We start from the raw sequence: 18,961 nt of genomic DNA, 5'->3' as shown, positions 1-18,961 counted from the left end.
GCTAGGCGATAGTGAGGTTGCCCATTCGACTGGTTGTCGCATCGTCCGTGAATGGAAGCATCGTGGTTGTGCAGATTACCGTCATCATGCCGGCCTTCAACGAGGAAGAAGGGATTGGCCCGGTCTTGCGTGCAATGACCGAATCGCCATCCTTCGGGCCGGACGTCGAGATCATCGTGGCCGCCAACGGCTGCACCGACCGGACGGCGGCGGTCGCCCGGTCGTGCGGTGCCCGGGTGCTGGAGATCGCCACGCCGTCGAAAATTGCCGCGCTCAACGCCGCCGACGAGATCGCCGGGGGGGACGTCCGGATCTATCTGGACGCGGACATCGCGGTACCGGTGGAACTTCTACGCGCGCTGGCCGCCGCGATCGCCGAACCCGGGGTGGAGGCGGCGGCGCCACGACCCGTGATCGACACCTCCGCGAGTACCTGGCCGGTGCGTGGCTACTACGCGATCAATGCGCGGTTGCCGATATTCAGTGGCCGCCTCTTCGGCCGTGGGTTGATCGCGATCTCCGCCGCCGCACGGGAGCGATTCACCAATTTTCCGGACATTATTGCCGACGACATGTTTCTCGACGCAGTGGTCAGCGCCGACGAGAAGCGGGACGTTGACCTGCCCGTACGGGTGGTGGCACCGCGGCGCACGGGTGAGCTGGTCCGGCGAGTGGCCAGATCTCGTGCCGGTAACGCCGAGTTCTGGGAGTTCGTCCGAACGGATCCGCGAGGCGCTGAGTTGGCACTCGATCCGGTGCCCGGTTCCCGCCCGTGGTCCTGGTTGCGGCGGGTTGTTCTCACCGCGCCGCATCTTGTTCCGGCAGCGTTCTGTTATGTGGCGATCACTGTTGCCGCAGAGTTGAGGCGGCGTTCTCCTGGATGGAGCGTGCGTTCCGGTTGGGGGCGGCCCACCGGTGGGGTGTCGAGCGGTGGTACCGCTGATCCACAATCGGCGGTCGACGCCTTCGGATCCGGTCCGAGAGCCCGGTAAACGATCTCGATCTGTCGATGTGTGAGGTGAGTGAACTTCGCCATTCACCTCGGCGGCGAGTGGGCTCAGGGTCGTGCCGGTTTGCCATAAGAGAGCATTAAGTTCCTTGGGCGGGTCCGTGGCCTGGGTTAACGTCAGCCTTGGCCCCGATCGGGCGGCGTAGTTCGCTGCGTACCGTCGGAACGGGGATGCCTGGGGGAGATCCGCCGAACGCAATACCGACAACGGACCATGTCCCGAGAGGTGTACATCTCGTGGTAAGCAAGGATTCTTTCGAGCCGGACGGGGGGCGGGACGAGCCGTTCCCGGGGTCGTCCACGGGTAGTTCGTCCGGTTTACCCGGGTCACCGCGCGCCCGGCGGCCCGGTCGTCCGTCGCCGCGCCCCACCGCGGAGAGCGGGCCGGTCGCGACCGGCCGGCACGCGAGCGTGGCCGGGTCTGGTCGTGGCCGGCGGCGGATGCTGCGTCGCCCCACCGGCCGTCGCGGTCGGCTGGTGATGATCGGCGCGGTGGTGGCCAGTTTCCTCGCCACCGCGACGGTGGTCACCGCGTCGGTCGCCGGGGAGCAGGTCGACGGCTTCACCCTGTTCGCCGAGACGGACGTGTCCCGGGTGCCGGTCGACCCGGACACCCGGCCGGTGGAGCTCGGCGTACGCTTCACCGCCGACCGCGACGGGGTGGTCACCGCGGTGCGTTTCCTCAAGGCCAAGGGGGACCGCGGTCGACACCGGGTCAACCTGTGGACCGCGGACGGCGAGCGACTGGCGACCGCCGTACCGAAGCGGGAGTCCCGTTCCGGGTGGCAGCACGTCGCGTTGCCCGAGCCGGTTGAGGTCGAGGCGGGCGAGGTGTACGTCGCCTCCTACCACACCAGCCGGTACCGGGCCACCCAGCGCTACTTCGAGCGGCCGGTGTCCGCCGGGCCGCTGCGGGCCGACGGCACCGCCGGCGTCTACGCGTACGGATCGGGTGGTTTCCCCCGCCAGACCTGGAAGGCCAGCAACTACTGGGTCGACCTCGCCTTCGAGCCGACCGGGTCGCAACAGCCGGAACCGACGCCGTCCCCGACGGCCTCCGCCGAGCCGTCGCCGACACCGTCGCCGTCGGCCAGCCCGACCGCTACGCCGTCGGCCAGCCCGTCGGCCTCGCCGACCAGCGGTACGCCGGCCGTACTCGACCTGCCCCGGGTGCCCTGGGAGGGCGGCCCGGCCTTCTACGCGAACTTCCCGCAGGCGCGGGCGTCCGGCTGGACCGACCCGTCCTTCTTCCCGATCGGCGTCTGGTACGAGGGTGTGTACACCCAGCAGGACATCGACCGGGACAAGGCGGCCGGTCTGAACACCTACGTCATGTTGACCGACCAGTCGGATGTCTCGCTGATCAGGCGCAACGACATGTACGCCTTCATCCCGCAGCCGTTCAGCGACCGCGGCAACGAGAGCGTCGGCTGGGTGATCGGTGATGAAGCGGACATGTGGGGCGGGCCGGGCAACGGTACCTGGACCGGCAACTACCCCGGCCAAGGCCCGATCTGCACCTCCAGCCGGGACGGCTGCGGACTGGACGTGATGAAGAAGGAGTCGGCCACCGTCCCGTCCGGTGACCGCGGGCTGCGCTACGCCAACTACGGCAAGGGCGTGATGTTCTGGCAGTCCGACTCCGACGCCAGCAAGTTCGTCAACGGCTTCAGCTCGGTGGTCTCCAACGACATCTACTGGTACACCGACCCGCATGTCTGCACCGCTCCGGCGGAAGGCCCGACGTACGGCGTGAACAAGGACAACTGCCGGCGGGCGGCCAACTACGGGCTCACCATGCAGCGGATGCGTGAACTCGACGCGATGGACGGCAAGCGACAGCCGGTCTGGGCCTTCGTCGAGGTGGGGCACCCGTTCACCGAGGACTGGGCGCCGACCATCACCGGTGAGCAGGTCACCGGTGCGGTGATGAACTCGGTGATCAACGAGGCTCGTGGGATCCAGTACTTCAACCACAACTTCGGCGGGCCGTGCCTCTCGCAACACGTGCTGCGGGAGCGGTGTGGCGACGCGGTCCGTCCGGCCGTCGCCGAGGTGAACAAGCGCATCACCAGCCTGGCGCCGGTGCTGAACACCCAGTCCTACGAGTGGGAGTTCAACAACGGACTGGACACGATGCTCAAGGCCCACGACGGCTCGTTCTACGTCTTCGCCATGGTCGGCAAGGACACCCCGACTGGTGACCACTCGCTGGCCCTGCCGCCCGGCGTGACCGGTGACACCGCCGAGGTGCTGTTCGAGAACCGCTCGTTGCCGATCAGCGGTGGTGCGATCCGGGACACCTTCGCTGCGGAGCACACCTACCACATCTACAAGATCACGCCGTAAGGTTCGATCCGACGGGCCGGGTGGACGCCCTGGGCATCCACCCGGCCCACTGGTATGTCCCCCTGACGGTGGGGGCCGGAGGTGTCGCGTTGGTGACTCTCGGTACTGCTCGGTCGTTCGGTGTGGCGTAACGGGACATATGTCCGGGATGGGGCGGCGACCGGAGGCTTGCGGAGGTGCCCGCACGGCCCGGACACTGAACCCCGGCGCGGGCCTCCACGTCCCACGCCGTACCTTCATGCTTCTCGGCTGGCCATACGATGGAAGACGAGCGCCCCGACCTCGCCACCCAATGGAAGGACAGCAGTGGACTTTTGGGATCTCACCAAACTGCTGTTCCGGCGGTGGTACATCGCGGCACCGCTGCTGCTCATCTCGGTCGCGGCTGCCGGATGGACCCGAATGAGCGTCGAACCGGACTATATCGCGACATCATACGTTCAGCTGATCCCGCCCACCGCAGCCAACACCGCCCCGGACGAGGATGCCCCTACTACTCCCCGTAACCCCTGGCTGGAGCTGGGGCTGGGGTCGCTGAGCCGGGCCGCCGCCCTTACGGTGCAGGACCAGGCCGTGCTCAAGCAGTTGGACGCCGCCGGTCTCAGCGAGAGCGTCGCGATCACCCTCGACAACCAGCAGCCGATCATGACCATCGAGGTGGTCGGCGAGTCCGAGGAGCAGGCCACCGAGACGACCGAGGAGGTCGTGCGCCGGTTGGAGGCGAGCGTGGTCGGGCTGCAGGCCGACTACGGCGCGAACGAGGAGAGCTTCATCACCGCACGTCGTCTCGACCGGGGTGACAACATCCAGGAGGCCAATTCCAAGGTCAACCGGGCGATGATCGCGGTCGCCGGGGTCGGCGTCCTGCTCAGCGCGGCGCTCACCATCGGGATCGACGGACTGCTACGGCGGCGCCGGCCCCGTCCAGTGGCTGCTGCGCCGGTCACCACCGGCACCGACGAGACGATCACCATTCCACCGATGTCCGGGCGGACCGATCAGACGCGGTCGGTGTCGCGCCCACAGCCGGTCCCGAGCCCGCGGGCGAGTGACCGCGACGGCGTGGCGGCGAGCAAGTCCGGCGGTGTCTACAGCTCCGGCAACGCCTCGCAGGGTCGCCAGGAGAGCCGTTCAACGAGCCGTCCGGATGAGCATCGAGGCGCCGAGCCGTCGCCGGGTGAGGCACCGGTGGCCGGTAGCGGGCTGGTCGGCGGTCCGGTGCAGATCGGCGGGCCCGCTGGTAGTGGCTCGCTGACCTTCCGGGCGGTCGACGACCGGGCCGACAATGCTGACGGGGAGGCCTCCGGCTCGCAGCTGCCCACGCAGCAACGGTCAGCTGGCCCGCAACAGCCGCCCCAGCCGCAGCCAGCCACCCAGCAGCCGGTCACGCCGTCGGCCAACGACGAGACCGCAGTGATTCGCGCGGTCCGTGACGACGCGACGATAATCCTGCCCAAGGCCGGTGCTGGCCGTGAGCAGTGGACGCCGTCGGAGACGTCCAAGAACGGCAGCCAGGCACGATGACCGAGGGCAGGACCCGGTGATGTCGTCCGGGGTTCACCCGGCAGACCTCGAACCGGCATGGATCAGCGAGCGCACTTATGTGACCCGCCGCAGGCTGACCAGGATCGACGCGCCGGTCATGTTGTCGCTGATGGTCTGTCTGCTGACACTGATCCCGTCGCACCTTATTCTGCCCGGAATGACCGATCTGGGGCGCCCGGCGTTGGTCGTGGCGATCCTGATGTGGTTCTGGTGGATGACGGCCCGGCTCAACTCGCGGTTGGTGCTCACCGGACCGCAACCGCTGCGTTGGGCGATCCTGGCCTTCCTGCTGTCGATGCTGCTGTCGTACGCGGTCGGCTTCCTCCGCGGGCTGACCGTGATGGAGGCGAACTCGGCGGACCGCTGGATGCTGACCGCAGCGGCGATCTCCGGGGTGATCCTGTTGACCGCCGACGGCATGCCCAACTGGGACCGTCTTGACGGCGTATTGCGGGTGTTTGTCTACTGCTGTGCCTTCGTCGCCGTGGTCGGGCTGATTCAGGCGTTCTTGTACTTTGATCTTACCCAGTACATGCGGGTGCCTGGTTTGCAGATGAAAGGCTGGGTCGTCGGCCTGGAGATTCGTGGCGGCGGCGTACGGGTGCCCAGCACGACCTTCCACTACATCGAGTTCAGTCTGTTGATGGCGATGGCGCTGCCGTTCGCGATCCACTTTGCACGTTTTTCGGCTACTTCCCGACAACGGCAGATGTTCGCATTCCTGGCATTGCTCATCGCAGCGGCGATCCCGGCGACGATGTCCCGGACCGGATTCGTGGCGTTGGCGATCGTGCTGCTCGTCCTGATGCCCAGCTGGGCGTGGCGGATGCGCTACAACATGATGGCGCTGGGTCTGGTCATGTTCGCCGGAATGGCGGTGGCGAAGCCGTCACTCGTCACCACGATCACCAACATGTTCCTCGGGGCGAGCACAGACCCGAGCATCACCTCGCGGACCGAGCGGTACGACATGGTCGGGTACTACTTCACCCAACGACCGTGGTTCGGGCGGGGGACCGGGACGTGGGTGTCCCCGCAGTACCAGTACCTCGACAACCAGTGGCTGGCCTTCGCCCTGACCAACGGGGTGATCGGGGTCGTGGTGCTCGCCGCGCTGCACGTCACCGCGATCGTCGTCGCGCTACTCGCCCGGCGCAGGTCGACGTCGGAGCGTGACCGGCACCTATGCTCGATCCTCGTCGCGGTGCAGCTGGTCGCGATCGCGGCAGGCTTCACCTTCGACTCGCTGAGCTTCAGTACCTACGCTACCGCGATGTCGTTGATGGTGGGCATGTGCGGTGCTGTGTGGCGGCTTAGTCACCCGGCGTTGCGGGTGCGGACGTCCACGCCCCGGTGGTTCGGTTCGTAACGAAGCCGGTGCCGGTGCCCGAGAAACCCGGTTCATTGGCCACCCCGGTCGTCGATCCGACATCTCAAAGAACGTCTATCAACTAACCGTGTGAATGCGGATCATTACGCGTTGCCCTGGGCCCGGTTGTCCGAATGGGTGATGGGTGGGCTGTCCGGGTCGCGCCGAGGGTCAGATACATGCCCGGTTGTGAGGTTGACTCACGCTGGTAGCGTCGGCGCTGCGTAGCTGGGGGAGGCACGCGGTATCGCGTCGGGCTGGCTCCTGAAGGGACATTCGGTGAGAGCGGGCGTATCTCAATTTGTAGATCGCGGCCGGCGGCACTTCGTCGCCGTCGCGACCGCCATCGTCATGATGGCGACCCTGATGATCGCGATGCCGGCGGCATCTGCGTCCACCGATCCATGCGCACCTCCGATCAACGTGATCGCCTGTGAGAACAGCAAGTCGGGAACGCCGAGTTCGGTGTGGGACATCTCCGGGGTCGGTGACCCCACGATCCAGGGCTTCGCAACCTCGATAAGCGTGAACGCCGGGGAACAAATCGGTTTCAAGGTGCGCACCGAGGCGTCCGCGTACACGATCAAGGTCTACCGGCTCGGCTGGTACGGCGGCGACGGCGCACGCGAGTGGGCGACCCTGACCCCGAGCCTGCCGTTGGCGGCCAACGCCGACGCTGACTGTGTGCACGCCACCGACACCCAGATCTTCGACTGTGGCACCTGGCAGGTCGGTGCAACCTGGGACGTACCGGTCGACGCCGTCTCCGGGGTCTACATCGCCCGGCTCGTCCGCTCGGACACCGGCGGCGACAGCCACATCCCGTTCATCGTGCGCGACGACACCAGCACCTCGAAGTTGGTGTTCCAGACCTCCGACACCACCTGGCAGGCGTACAACCGCTACGGCGGTGCGGACTTCTACTGGGGGGAAGGCCCGACATACCGCGCCTACAAGCTCAGCTACAACCGGCCGTTCGCCACCCGGGGCGCTCAGCAGGGGCGCGACTTCCTCTTCGCCAACGAGTATCCGATGATCCGGTTCCTGGAGCGCAACGGATACGACGTCAGCTACATCAGTGGGCTCGACGCGGATGTCCGTGGTGAGTCGCTGCTCAACCACGAAGTGTACGTCTCCGTCGGGCACGACGAGTACTGGTCGCCGCAGCAGCGGGCCAACGTCGAGGCGGCCCGCGACGCCGGGGTGCACCTGGCGTTCTTCACCGGCAATGAGGTCTACTGGAAGGTCCGCTGGGAGGACAGCGTCGACGGCAACGGTACGCCGTACCGCACGCTGGTCTGCTACAAGGAGACCTGGGACAACGCGCGGATCGACCCGTCGGACGAGTGGACCGGCGTGTGGCGTGACCCGCGCTTCCCGACCGGCGAGCTGCGTGAGCCGGAGAACGCGCTGGTCGGCAACCTCTACATGGCCAACAACACCGACCTGGCCATGCAGGTCCCCGCCGAGCAGGGCAGACTGCGGTTCTGGCGGCACACCGGTGTGGCCGAGCTGGCTCCAGGCCAGACCGCCACCCTGGCACCGCACACCGTCGGCTACGAGTCCAACGAGGATCTCGACAACGGCTTCCGGCCGGCCGGCACCTTCCGGCTCTCCACCACGACCGGCCACACCCCCGAGTACCTCGTCGGCTACGGCCCGGAGAACAAGCCGGGGGAGACCACCCACCACATGACGATGTACCGGGCGCCGAGCGGTGCGCTGGTCTTCGGCGCCGGCACCATCCAGTGGGCGTGGGGGCTCGACGCCTACCACGACGGCGGCTCGGGTGCGCCGGCCGACGACGCGATCCAGCAGGCCACGGTCAATCTCTTCGCCGACATGGGCGCGGCCCCGACCACCCCGATGAGCGGGATCGTGGTGACCGGTGAGTCCGCCGACGCTCTGGCGCCCAACGTGACGATCACCGGACCGACCGACGGCAGCGCCGTGGCCCACGGCGCGCCGGTCACGGTCACCGGTACCGCGTCCGACGCCGGCGGCGGGCTGGTCGCCGGTGTCGAGGTCTCCACCGACGGCGGCGGCACCTGGCACCCGGCCACCACCGGTACGCATTCCTGGACGTACGAGTTCCTGCCCACCGACACCGTCTCGCAGGTGGTGCTGGCGCGGGCAGTCGACGACAGCGGCAACATCGGCGCCCCGTCCGACCCGGTCGCCCTGTCGGTATCCGGGCCGTACTCGCTGTTCGGCCAGGCGGTGCCGGACACCCCGGCGTTCGTCGAGACCGACAACGGCCGACCGGACGGCGAGCCGCTGAGCACCCAGCCGGCGGTCGAGGTCGGCGTGCGGTTCACCCCCCAGATCGACGGTCTGATCACCGGCCTGCGTTTCTACAAGGGCGAGGGCAACGGTGGCGAGCACCGGGGCACGCTCTGGACCAACGGCGGTTCGGTGCTGGCCACGGCGGTGTTCACAGACGAGACCGAGACCGGCTGGCAGCAGGTCAGCCTGTCGACCCCGGTCCCGGTCTCCGCCGGTACCAGTTACGTGGTCTCCTACTTCGCGCCGGAAGGCCGGTACGCCAGCGACGGCGGCTACTTCCTGACCGACCACGTCTCCGGCCCGCTGCTGGCGCCCGCCACCGAAGGCACGGTGGGCAACGGCGTCTACCGGGAGGACGAGGCGGGCTTCCCGAACAACTCGTGGGGTTCGACCAACTACTACGCCGACGTGACCTTCGTGACCGCCGACGACGCGCCACCCACGGTGTCGTCGACGGTGCCGATCGCGGACGCGGCTAACGTGCCGGCTGACGTGACCCCGTCGACCGTATTCAGCAAGCCGGTCGACGAGGCCAGCATCGACTTCACGTTGGTCGGCCCGGCCGACGAGCCGGTGCCCGGTGCCGTCAGCTACGACGCCGCGGCCCGCCGGGCCACCTTCACCCCGGTGGTGCCGCTGACCGAGCAGACGACGTATACCGCGACGGTTACCGCACGTGACGACGCCGACGTGCCGATGAACGCGCCGTACTCGTGGTCGTTCACCTCGAGCTTCTCCGATCAGGTGGTGACCCTGTTCGAGCCGGACGTGGTCCCGCAACATCCCTCGGTCGGGGAGAGCGACCCGGTGGAGGTGGGCGTCAAGTTCACTCCGTCGGTGGACGGTGAGGTGGTCGGGATGCGGTTCTACCGGGGGCCGGGGAACGTGGGTAGTCAGGTCGGTCGGTTGTGGCCGGTCGGTGGTGGTGCGCCGCTGGCGGAGGTGACGTTCCCGGAGGGCGGCGGTACGGGTTGGCAGGCGGCGGCGTTCGCCGAGCCGGTGGCGGTGTCGGCGGGTACGACGTACGTGTTGTCGTACTATGCACCGAACGGCAACTACGCCTACGACCCTGGATTCTTCGACTCCGGCTACAGCCGTGGCCCGCTGAGCTCCCCGACGGAGAACAACGGCGTGTTCAACTACAACGTCGGCGGTGGCTTCCCCACCCAGACGTACGGTGCGGCGAACTACTGGATCGACCCGTACTTCCTGCCGACCGATACGCTCTCGGAGCCGACACCATCCCCGTCGCCGACCGGCAGGCCGGGCGAGGTCGGACCGGCGGTCACCGCGACCGTACCGACGTCCGGGGCCACCGGCGTGGCGGCCGAGGTGGTGGCCTCCGCCCACTTCGACATCGACATCGACGAGTCGTCGCTGGAGTTCGAGCTGTTCGACGCGGCGGCCGAGCCGGTCGCCGGCACGGTGGCCTACGACCAGACGACTCGACTCGCGACGTTCACCCCGGACACCGCGCTGCAGTCGTTGCACACCTACACCGCCTCGGTACGGGCCAGCAGCGGCGGGGTGCCGATGGCGCAGCCGCACACCTGGTCGTTCACCACGACCTTCTCCGACGACGTGGTGACCCTGTTCGAGCCGGACGCGGTCCCGCAGCAGTCGTCGGTCGGTGAGAGCGAGCCGGTGGAGGTGGGCGTCAAGTTCACCCCGTCGGTGGACGGTGAGGTGGTCGGGATGCGGTTCTACCGGGGGCCGGGGAACACCGGTGGCCAGGTCGGTCGGTTGTGGCCGGTCGGTGGTGGTGCGCCGTTGGCGGAGGTGACGTTCCCGGAGGGTGAGGGTGCGGGTTGGCAGGCGGCGGCGTTCGCTGAGCCGGTGGCGGTGTCGGCGGGTACGACGTACGTGTTGTCGTACTACGCGCCGAACGGCAACTACGCGTTCGATGCCGGGTTCTTCAACTCCGGTTACAGCCGTGGCCAGTTGAGTGCCCCGGCGGGGGACAACGGTGTCTACCGGTACGGCTCGGGCGGCGGGTTCCCCACCGGGACGTACAACTCGGCGAACTACTGGGTCGACCCGCTGTACGTCCCCGGTGCCGGTGGGGCCGACCCCGACCCCACGCCGACCACCAGTCCGTCACCGGCCGGACCGTCGCCGACGCCGTCGACGGGACCATCGCCGTCGACCGAGCCGAGTCCGACCGTGGAGCCGACCCCGACCGGCTCGCCGTCGCCGAGCCCTGAGCCGACCCCGAGCCCCGACCCGTCGGCGCCACCGGTCAGCATCTTCGGCCCGGAAGACGTGCCCGCGGCGGTGAACTGGGCCGACGAGGACGCGGTTGAGGTAGGGGTGCGGTTCCGCTCCGACGTCGCCGGCCAGATCACCGGTGTCCGGTTCTACAAGGGCCCGGCCAACACCGGTACGCACCGTGGCTCGCTCTGGACGGCGGAAGGTGTCCGGTTGGCGACGGCGGAGTTCACCGACGAGACGGAATCCGGCTGGCAGACGGTCACTTTCGACCAGCCGGTGCCTATTCTCGCGAACACCACCTATGTGGCCTCATACCACACATCGGTCGGCCAGTACGCGGTGACGGCCAACCAGTTCGCCGAGACCGAACTGGACCGGTCGCCGCTGCACGTGCTGGTCGGCGGGGGTGTGTACCACTACGACCCGTACGGCTGGGTGTTCCCCGGCCACTCGGTCAACCACAACTACTGGGTAGATGTCGTGTTCACGCCTAACTCTTGAGGACAGTCGCGGCGAAGCCGTTGAATCATCGGCAGGGCGGCTTCGCCGCGACTGAAAGGGACACTAGGTGCGTATCCTCACTTGCCTGCACACGATGGAGATCGGCGGAAGCCAGATCAACGCCATCGAGATCGCGGCGACCGTGGCCAAACTCGGGCACGAGGTGATCATCTACGGTCCGGACGGCGAGCTGCGGAGCATGGTCGACGAGTGGGGCCTGGAGTTCGTCCAGGCCCCACCGAAGGGCGAGGCGCCGTCACCGCGCAACGTCGCCGCCATCGCCGCCGTGGTCCGGCACCGCCGCATCGACCTGGTCCACGCCTACGAGTGGGCGCCCAGCCTGGAGGCAGCCTACGGCGCGTACCTGCGCCAGGGGGTGCCGCTCGTGGTCACCGTGCTCTCCATGGAGGTCCCGGCCTGGGTGCCCCGGCACCTGCCGCTGATCGTCGGCACCGAGCAGATCGCCGCCCAGGAACGCCCGCACCGGACCGAGGTGCACGTCATCGAACCGCCTATCGACACCGACGCCAACGCCCCGGTCGCCGATCCCGGGCCGGCCCGGCGTGCCCTCGGCATCGCCGCCGACGAGATCGCCGTGGTGTCGGTTTCCCGGTTGGCGGCGGCACTCAAACTCGAAGGACTGCTCGCCGCGACCCGGGCGATGGTCGGCATCGACCCGGCGCTGCGGATGCGGCTGCTGATCGTCGGTGACGGCGAGGCCCGCGCCGAGATCCAGCAGACGGCCGACAAGGCCAACGCCGAGCGGGGCGCAGAGGTGGTCACCCTCACCGGCGCGATGCTCGACCCGCACGACGCGTACGCCGCCGCCGACATCGTCATCGGCATGGGGTCGTCGGCGTTGCGCGCGATGGCCTTCGCCAAGCCCGTCGTCGTGCAGGGCGAGCAGGGGTTCTGGCTGCCGCTCACCCCGCAGACCCTGCCGGTCTTTCTCGATCAGGGGTTCTACGGCCTCGGCGACGGCACCGACGGCACCGACCGGGTCGCCGCCGCGCTCACCGAACTCGGCACCGCCGACCCCCGGCAGCGGGCCGAGCTGGGCGAGTTCGGCCGCCGTACCGTCGTCGAACGGTTCAGCCTGCAGGCCGCCGGCCGGCGGCAGACGGACATCTACGCCCGCGCGGTGCAGCAACGGCTGAACCTGCCGCGCCGGGCCGGAGCCATGGCACATCCGACCGCCCATCTGCTGAACTTCAAGGCGAGCCTGGCCCGGCAGCGGTTCGCCGCCGGCCGGACCGGGGCCGGGAGCGGCAGTGACAGCTGACGCAGCGGCACCGGCCCCGCTCGGTGCCCGGGTCAAGCGCGCCCTCGCGTGGAGCACCCTGAACAGCATCGCCCTGCGGATCGGCAGCCTCGGTGTCGGCGTCCTGCTGGCCCGGCTGCTCGCCCCGGAGGAGTTCGGCGTCTTCGCGGTCGCGTTGACCGTGCAGACCATCGTGATGTCCCTGGCCGACCTCGGGATGAGCGCGGACATCATCCGGCACGGGGTGCAGGGCCGCGCCGGCACCGTCACTACCATCTCGTTGCTGACCAGCCTGGGCCTGGCCGGTGCGATGTCGCTGGCGGCCGGGCCGGTGTCGGCGGCGATGGACAGCCCGCAGGCCACCCCGGTGGTGCAGGTGATGTCGTTGACGCTGGTGCTCAGCGGCCTGTCGGTGGTGCCGTACGCGGTCATGCAGCGGGAGTTCCGCCAACGTGCCCAGCTCGGCCTCGACGGTGCCAGCCTGGTGGTGAGCACCACCGTCACGGTCGCCCTGGTGCTGCTCGGTTTCGGAGCGATGTCGCTGGCGATCTCCCGGGTGGTGGCCCAGTCGATGGTCACCGTGATGCAGTTCGTCCTGACCCGGTCCCGGCCGACGTTCGGGTTCGACCCGGCGGTGGCCCGCAGCCTGATCCGGTTCGGCGTGCCGTTGGCTGGCGCCAACGTACTGTCCTGGGTGGTGATGAACGTCGGTCACCTGACCGTCGGGGCCACCGCAGGAACGGTGATGCTCGGCCTCTACACCCTGGCGTTCAACATTTCCACCTGGCCGATGAGCGCCCTCGGGGTGGCGATCCGGGCGGTGGCACTGCCGGCCTTCGCCACCGTGACCGACCCCCGGCGTAAGGCCGCCGGATTCGTCTCGGCCGCCGCGTTGACCTGGACCGTCGCGCTGCTCGTCGGCGTACTGCTGTCCGGGTTGGCCAGTGTCGTGGTGCCGTTGCTGTACGGCCAACGCTGGTCGATGGCGGCCGACGCGCTGGCCGGTCTGGCCTTCTTCGGGGCGTTCCGGGTGCTGTTCGACCTGGTGGCGACCTTCCTGATCGCGGTCGGTGCGAGCCGGGCATTGTTCGTCGCCCAGGTGGTCTGGCTGGCCGCGCTCTTCCCCGCGGTGATCTTCGGCGTGCGCTGGTACGGCCTGGTCGGTGCCGGCGTCGGGCATGCGCTGGTCTGCGCGTTGCTCATCCTGCCGATGTACGCGGTCGCGCTGCGTCGCCACGGGGTCCGGCTGCGGGCGTTGGCCGGTGCGCTGGTGCTGCCGCTGGTCGTGGCGGTGCCTGCGGTGGCGCTCGGCCTGCTGGTGGTGCGTACCGTGCCGGGCGCGCTGTGGCAGTTGCTGGCCGGCGGTGCCGTGATGACCGTGGCGTTCGCCGGGCCGTTGCTGCCCTGGCTGCGGCAGCGGTTGCGGGATCTGAAGGCGGCCGGCCAGTCGGCTGAGTCTGGACCGGCCGACCAGTCGGCGGAGCACGGGCCGGCCGCCCCGGCGCAGCCCGGTCCGCCACCTCCGGAGCCACCTGCCCCGACGACGCCGCTCGCCACGGCTGTCCGACCCTGAAAGAGGTTGACGTATGTCAATGTCAGCTCGCCGGGCGCTGCTGCCCCGCACCCGGGTCCCGGCACCCGTCCCAGCCGGCGACCCGGCCCGTACCCCCCGGGTCTCGGTGATCATCCCGAGCTACAACTACGGGCGGTTCCTGCCGTCGAGCGTTGGCAGCGCCCTAGCCCAGCAGGGCGTCGAGATCGAGGTCGTCGTCGTGGACGACTGCTCCACCGACGACACCCGGCAGGTGCTGGCCACGCTCCGGGCCAATGAACCCCGGTTGGTCGTGGTGCACAACGAGACCAACCACGGCCCGTGTGTGGCGTTCAACGACGGGCTGGCGGTGGCCACGGGGGAGTTCGTTGTCCGGCTCGACGCGGACGACCTGCTGACCCCGGGGGCACTGGCCCGCGCGGTGCGGCTGTTTGACAAGTTCCCCGAGGTCGGTCTGGTGTACGGCCACCCGGTGCACTTCCATGGTGAGGTGCCGACCGAGTTCCGTTCGGAGGCCACGGGTTGGACGATCTGGTCCGGCGAGGAGTGGATCGCCCAGCGGTGCCGGTTGGGCGTCAACTGCATCACCACTCCCGAGGCCGTGGTCCGGGCCAGCGTCTACGCCGAGGTCGGCCCGTGGGACAGCCGGATGCGGTACGCCTGCGACATGGAGGCCTGGATGCGGGTGGCAGCGGTCTCCGACGTCGGCCACGTCGACGGTGCCGATCAGGCCTGGCACCGGGAACACGCGGCCAGCGTCAGCGTCACCGCAGCGTCCGGGCGGCGGACCGACCTTATCGAGCGGCGGACCGCCTTCGACGTGCTGTTCGGCGGTCCCGGTGGCAGCTTGCCCCGGGCCCGGGAGCTGCACGACCTGGCCCGTCGGGCGCTGGCCACCGAGGCTCTCGAATCGGCGTGTCATGCCTACGACCGGCGACTGACCGACCATGAACCGGTCGATTGGTACGTGGAGTTCGCCCGGGAGACGTATCCGGCGGCAGAGCAGCTACCGCACTGGGCGGGGCTGCAGCGGCGTCGGGCGATCGGTCCACGGTTCGCCCCGCTGGTGCCGGGTTTCGCCGCCAGCGTGGTCGGGCGCCGACTGCGCAACGATGCCCGCTACCGCACCTGGAGCCGGTACGGCGTCTGACCAGGCCGACCGGTGCGGGCCGGACAGCTGACCGGGCCCGACCGGTGGCGGGACTTTGGCGCGGCTGACGGGTCGGTGGGTGCGTTCCGCGCCGGTGGTCAGGCCGTGGTCAGCCCGTGGTCAGCCGGTGGTGAGCCGGTGGTGAGCAGCGGGCGGTAGAAGGCGGTGAGGTCGTGACGTAGGCCGGCGACGGTGTAGCGGTCCCGCACCGCAGCCGAGGCGGCACCCGCCCGTCTGGCCAGTTCCTCCGGCTGGGTGGCCCAGGTGGCGCAGGCCTGTTCGACGGCGCGGGCGAAGGCCAACAGGTCTCCGTCGGGCACCGGCGCACAGTGGGCCGGATCGAAGAACTCGCGACCGGCCAGGCCCGGATAGCCGACCACGTACGCGCCGCAGGACATCGCCTCGGCGGGTGGCATACCGAACCCCTCGCGGTCGCTGAAGCTCAGGAAGATGGCGCAGTCACGCATGATCTCCGCGGTCTGTTGCTCGGTGCGTCCGGCGATCCGGGTGACCTCCCAGCCGTCCAGCACCCGGCGGGACCGCAGTATGTGCAGCAACTGGTCGCGTTCGTCGGCCCGCCGGTGCCCGACGTACGCGATGCGTCGTCGCCTGGGCCAACTGCCGAAAGCGAACACGTCGGGGTCGACCACGTTGCGCGTCAACCGCACCGGAATGTCGGGGAAGGCATGGCTGAGCAGCTCGACGTTGTCATGCGAGACGGCCAGCAGCGCGGTCATACCGGGTAGGTCGGCGTAGGGCGCACCGGGGCGGGTGTCCGGGTACGGGATGTGGTCGAAGGTGTCGTACGCCCGTTGGTTGAACACCACGAGGCGTGGCCCGGTCGGGATCGCGGTCAGACCGGGTCCGTACCACTCGGGGACGACGAGGATGTCGGTCGGGCCGAGGCAGGCGCTCGCGGCCGCGACGACGGGTGTCTGGTTGGCGAACCAGGTGCAGCGGAACGCCGGGTCCTTGTGCATGACGTACGCCCGGACGCCCATGTCGTTGAGCAGGTCCACATGGCGATAGATGACCCGTACCCCGCCGCTGGGCCGCGGGTTGTCCGGCGCGAGGTAGTAAACGGTCGGTGTGCCGGTTTGTACGTCGGTGGTCCGGAAGGTTGGAACCTGCCGCCGGTTGATCTCTGCCGCCGTCATACGGGACTGGACCAGGCCCTTGGCCTGGTCCGCGAGTCGGTTGATCACGTGAGAACTCCGTGCAGCGGGGGGTCGGGGTACCGGCGCGATCGTACCTGGGCGCCACCACTGCTGCGCTACTGTCGGTTGCCGGACAGCGCGTTGCTGAACGCGGAAAGTGGCGGGCAAAGCGGGCGTTTGTCGCCGACGGCTGTTGGTAGCATCGGACTCTCCGCTCATCGTGGTTGTCCGACTACTTCTGGTTGAATCACTGGCGCCGGTAGGTGCCGTACAAAGGGGCGCCCATGGTCGTCGCCGCCACGTCACGTCGGCGCTGGATCTTGATCGTCAGCATGATCGTCCTCAGCGCGCTCGGCGTCGCGGGCACGGCATGGGCGATCAGCGTCACGGCCCGAGGCCCGGTCGCCGCTGGGATCGCCCCCGGCACGGTCGCGACTGCGGGCGGTGCCGGTGCGACGCTGCGCCCGGTCGACGGCGGCCCGGACTTCTACGACCGCTTCTCCCCGTCCCTGCCCACCGATGCGGGGTTCTTCCCGATCGGGGTCTGGCTGGAAAGCGTCACCGACCCCGCCGACACCGCCAAGGACGCCGAGATCGGCCTCAACACGTACGTCGAGTTGACCGGCACCACCAACCTCGACCTCGTCCGAGCCGCTGGGATGCACACGATCACCAGCCCGATCGGCGAACACGGTGACGAGACCGGCGGCTGGCTGATCTCCGACGAGGCCGACATGTGGGCGGGGCCGGGCGACGATCCCTGGACTGGCAACTTTCCTGGGCAGGGTGATATCTGCCAACCGGCTGACGGCGAGTGCGGCTATACCGTGCAGCGCGACATCCTCGACCGGCTCCCGGACGACCAGCGACTGCGGATGGCCAACTACGGCAAGGGAATTGCGTTCTGGCAGAGCGACGCCGATGCCGCCCGCTTCGTCAACGAGTTCGCCGACGTCGTGTCGGTCGACACCTACTGGTTCACCGACCGTGGCATCTGCGGGCACAGCGAAGGCGGTCGGTTCTTCGACCCCGACCAGCTCACCACCGTCGACGGAGCCGAGCGGCTGCCCGCCGAGCTGTGCCACCGGGCCGCGAACTACGGCCGTACCGTCGACCGGGTCCGGTCCCTGGTCTCGCCGCCCGGCAGCCGACCGGTCTGGAGCTTCGTCGAGGTCGGGCGTCCGTTCAACGAGGAGCACTACCCGACGATCGCCCCGGAGCAGGTCGTCGCGGCGGTGTGGAGCAGCATCATTCACGGCGCCCGAGGGATCGTCTACTTCAACCACAGCTTCAGCGGCCCCTGCCAGAGCCAGCACGCCCTGCGGGAGCCCTGCTATGCGCCGGTGCGGTCGGCCGTCGCGGCGGTCAACGCCCGGATCACCCAGCTCGCGCCGGTGCTCAATGCGCCGTACGCCGACGGGGTGGCCAGCGTTTCCGCCGGCGTCGACCTGGCCACCAAATGGTACGACGGCCATTTCCACCTGCTCGCCGGCTCGGCGGGTGGCAGCGTCGCCGAGGCGACGTTCCAACTGCCGTGCGTCGGTGACGCCCGGATCACCGTGCTCGATGAGGACCGCACCCTGCTCGCCGACGACGGTCGGTTCACCGACTCGTTCATCGATGGCAACGCCGTGCACGTCTACCGGGTCGACGGCGGTTCCAGCTGCGGCGCGTACTGACCGGTCGCTCAGCCGGTCAGCGCGGTGATCGCCGCCCGGCGAAGTTCCAAGGGCGTCCGCGACTTCGCCGAGATCATCACGGCAACGTCGTCCGGGCCGATCCCGGCGACGAAACGGGCCACCGACGACTCGTCGAGCGGCACCTCGTCCCAGTACGCGTGGCACCGGCTGCCAGTCGCGGCGTACCCGGTCGCCGCCCGGCCACCGAGCACCTCGTCGACGTAGACGCCGTACAGCGTCCACTCGGAGAAGTGCAGTTGTGCGCCGACGACATCGACCCACCGCCGCCCGGTGACCGACTCGATCCGCTGCAGCAGCCCTCGGACGATCTGCGGATCCCAGGCCAGCAGGGACGAGACATAGTCCGGGTAGGGCGGCGGCTGCGCCGGCAACCCCAGCAACGCGCGGGCCACCTCGTGCCACCGGACATGTCGGGGCAGCCGCTGGTCGACCTCGTCCGGTTGGCGGTAGAACCGTACGACGTCGTCGCGGCGGAAGGTCGCTGCGGAGAACGGCCGGACGAACTCGATGTCCGAGTCGACCAGCACCACGACGTCCGCCGGGATCCGGGCCGCCGCCGACAACTTGATCACCTGTTGCAGGATCCAGCCGCGTAGCGGCGGGAACGGCCGGCGCAGGTTCACCGAGTACTTCGTCCCCGGCAGCGACCGGACCGACGACGGCAGGAACTCGGCCTCGTCGTGCAGCACCGTGCGGTCGCCCCGCAGCGCGCCGAAGCGGGGCAGGTCCGCCCGGGGCACGATGATGTGATGCCGCACCGAGGCGGGTGAGTGGGCCAGCACCGAGCGGTGCAACGCGGCGCACAACTCGAAATCCGGGCCGAAGCTCGGGGTGACCACGGCAAGCTCCGTCAAGATGATCTCCTTCGTCG

12 protein-coding genes are annotated in these 18,961 nt (G+C 69.1%); 9 read left to right on the top strand and 3 right to left on the bottom strand.

Translation table 11 applies throughout. The annotated features are described in order from the left end of the window. The first annotated feature begins 17 nt into the window (after window positions 1-17). The 4 genes from O7610_RS14865 (at window position 18) to O7610_RS14850 (ending at window position 6,272) form a co-directional block, all read left to right on the top strand. Window positions 18-992 carry a glycosyltransferase gene (locus O7610_RS14865; protein ID WP_289213519.1) on the top strand — a complete coding sequence of 325 codons (975 nt, stop codon included), beginning with the start codon at window positions 18-20 and terminating at the stop codon, window positions 990-992. A gap of 428 nt (window positions 993-1,420) precedes the next feature. Continuing rightward, complete coding sequence (locus tag O7610_RS14860; RefSeq protein ID WP_281551338.1) at window positions 1,421-3,358, top strand: DUF4082 domain-containing protein; 1,938 nt, start codon at window positions 1,421-1,423, stop codon at window positions 3,356-3,358. A 306-nt stretch (window positions 3,359-3,664) separates the two neighbouring features. Continuing rightward, window positions 3,665-4,882: a hypothetical protein gene (locus O7610_RS14855; RefSeq protein WP_281551337.1), complete on the top strand. Its 1,218-nt coding sequence runs from the start codon at window positions 3,665-3,667 to the stop codon at window positions 4,880-4,882. 19 nt (window positions 4,883-4,901) lie between these two features. Then, entirely contained in the window at window positions 4,902-6,272 is a 1,371-nt protein-coding gene (locus O7610_RS14850; RefSeq protein WP_281551336.1) for an O-antigen ligase family protein, read from the top strand. A gap of 296 nt (window positions 6,273-6,568) precedes the next feature. Here O7610_RS14850 and O7610_RS14845 read toward each other — a convergent pair whose 3' ends face one another. Then, window positions 6,569-6,835, bottom strand: coding sequence for a hypothetical protein (locus O7610_RS14845; protein ID WP_281551335.1), 267 nt, complete (start codon window positions 6,833-6,835; stop codon window positions 6,569-6,571). Here O7610_RS14845 and O7610_RS14840 point away from each other — a divergent pair. The 4 genes from O7610_RS14840 to O7610_RS14825 all read left to right on the top strand — a co-directional run bounded on the left by O7610_RS14840 (window position 6,828) and on the right by O7610_RS14825 (window position 15,233). Continuing rightward, on the top strand, window positions 6,828-11,270 hold the full coding sequence (locus tag O7610_RS14840; protein ID WP_289213518.1) for a DUF4082 domain-containing protein: 4,443 nt from the start codon (window positions 6,828-6,830) through the stop codon (window positions 11,268-11,270). The two genes, O7610_RS14845 and O7610_RS14840, sit on opposite strands and share 8 nt — an antisense overlap. Window positions 11,271-11,337: 67 nt before the next feature. After that, window positions 11,338-12,552, top strand: coding sequence for a glycosyltransferase (locus O7610_RS14835; protein WP_289213517.1), 1,215 nt, complete (start codon window positions 11,338-11,340; stop codon window positions 12,550-12,552). Beyond that, the gene (locus O7610_RS14830) at window positions 12,542-14,104 is read left to right on the top strand and encodes a lipopolysaccharide biosynthesis protein (protein ID WP_289213516.1); all 1,563 of its coding nucleotides are present in this window, start codon (window positions 12,542-12,544) and stop codon (window positions 14,102-14,104) included. Before O7610_RS14835 ends, O7610_RS14830 begins: the two co-directional genes overlap by 11 nt. 13 nt (window positions 14,105-14,117) lie before the next feature. After that, the gene (locus O7610_RS14825; protein ID WP_289213515.1) at window positions 14,118-15,233 is read left to right on the top strand and encodes a glycosyltransferase family 2 protein; all 1,116 of its coding nucleotides are present in this window, start codon (window positions 14,118-14,120) and stop codon (window positions 15,231-15,233) included. 98 nt (window positions 15,234-15,331) lie between these two features. Here O7610_RS14825 and O7610_RS14820 read toward each other — a convergent pair whose 3' ends face one another. Continuing rightward, window positions 15,332-16,438, bottom strand: coding sequence for a glycosyltransferase (locus O7610_RS14820; RefSeq protein WP_289213514.1), 1,107 nt, complete (start codon window positions 16,436-16,438; stop codon window positions 15,332-15,334). 284 nt (window positions 16,439-16,722) lie between these two features. Here O7610_RS14820 and O7610_RS14815 point away from each other — a divergent pair, with 284 nt between their 5' ends. Further along, window positions 16,723-18,069 carry a hypothetical protein gene (locus O7610_RS14815; RefSeq protein ID WP_281551329.1) on the top strand — a complete coding sequence of 449 codons (1,347 nt, stop codon included), beginning with the start codon at window positions 16,723-16,725 and terminating at the stop codon, window positions 18,067-18,069. Between the two features lie 8 nt (window positions 18,070-18,077). Here O7610_RS14815 and O7610_RS14810 read toward each other — a convergent pair whose 3' ends face one another. Further along, on the bottom strand, window positions 18,078-18,944 hold the full coding sequence (locus O7610_RS14810) for a DUF6492 family protein (protein WP_281551328.1): 867 nt from the start codon (window positions 18,942-18,944) through the stop codon (window positions 18,078-18,080). Window positions 18,945-18,961: the final 17 nt, after the last annotated feature.

Origin of the sequence: Solwaraspora sp. WMMA2065 (assembly GCF_030345075.1) — a bacterium.
GTDB lineage: Bacteria > Actinomycetota > Actinomycetes > Mycobacteriales > Micromonosporaceae > Micromonospora_E.
The sequence above is the reverse complement of the archived record's forward strand: the minus strand, read 5'-3'. Positions and strand labels throughout refer to the sequence as shown.

What these genes read in the sequence shown, in the direction of transcription:
- O7610_RS14850 (WP_281551336.1), top strand. Translation starts at nt 4,902, where the DNA reads ATGTCGTCCGGGGTTCACCCGGCAGACCTCGAACCGGCATGGATCAGC.
- O7610_RS14825 (WP_289213515.1), top strand. Translation starts at nt 14,118, where the DNA reads ATGTCAATGTCAGCTCGCCGGGCGCTGCTGCCCCGCACCCGGGTCCCG.
- O7610_RS14815 (WP_281551329.1), top strand. Translation starts at nt 16,723, where the DNA reads ATGATCGTCCTCAGCGCGCTCGGCGTCGCGGGCACGGCATGGGCGATC.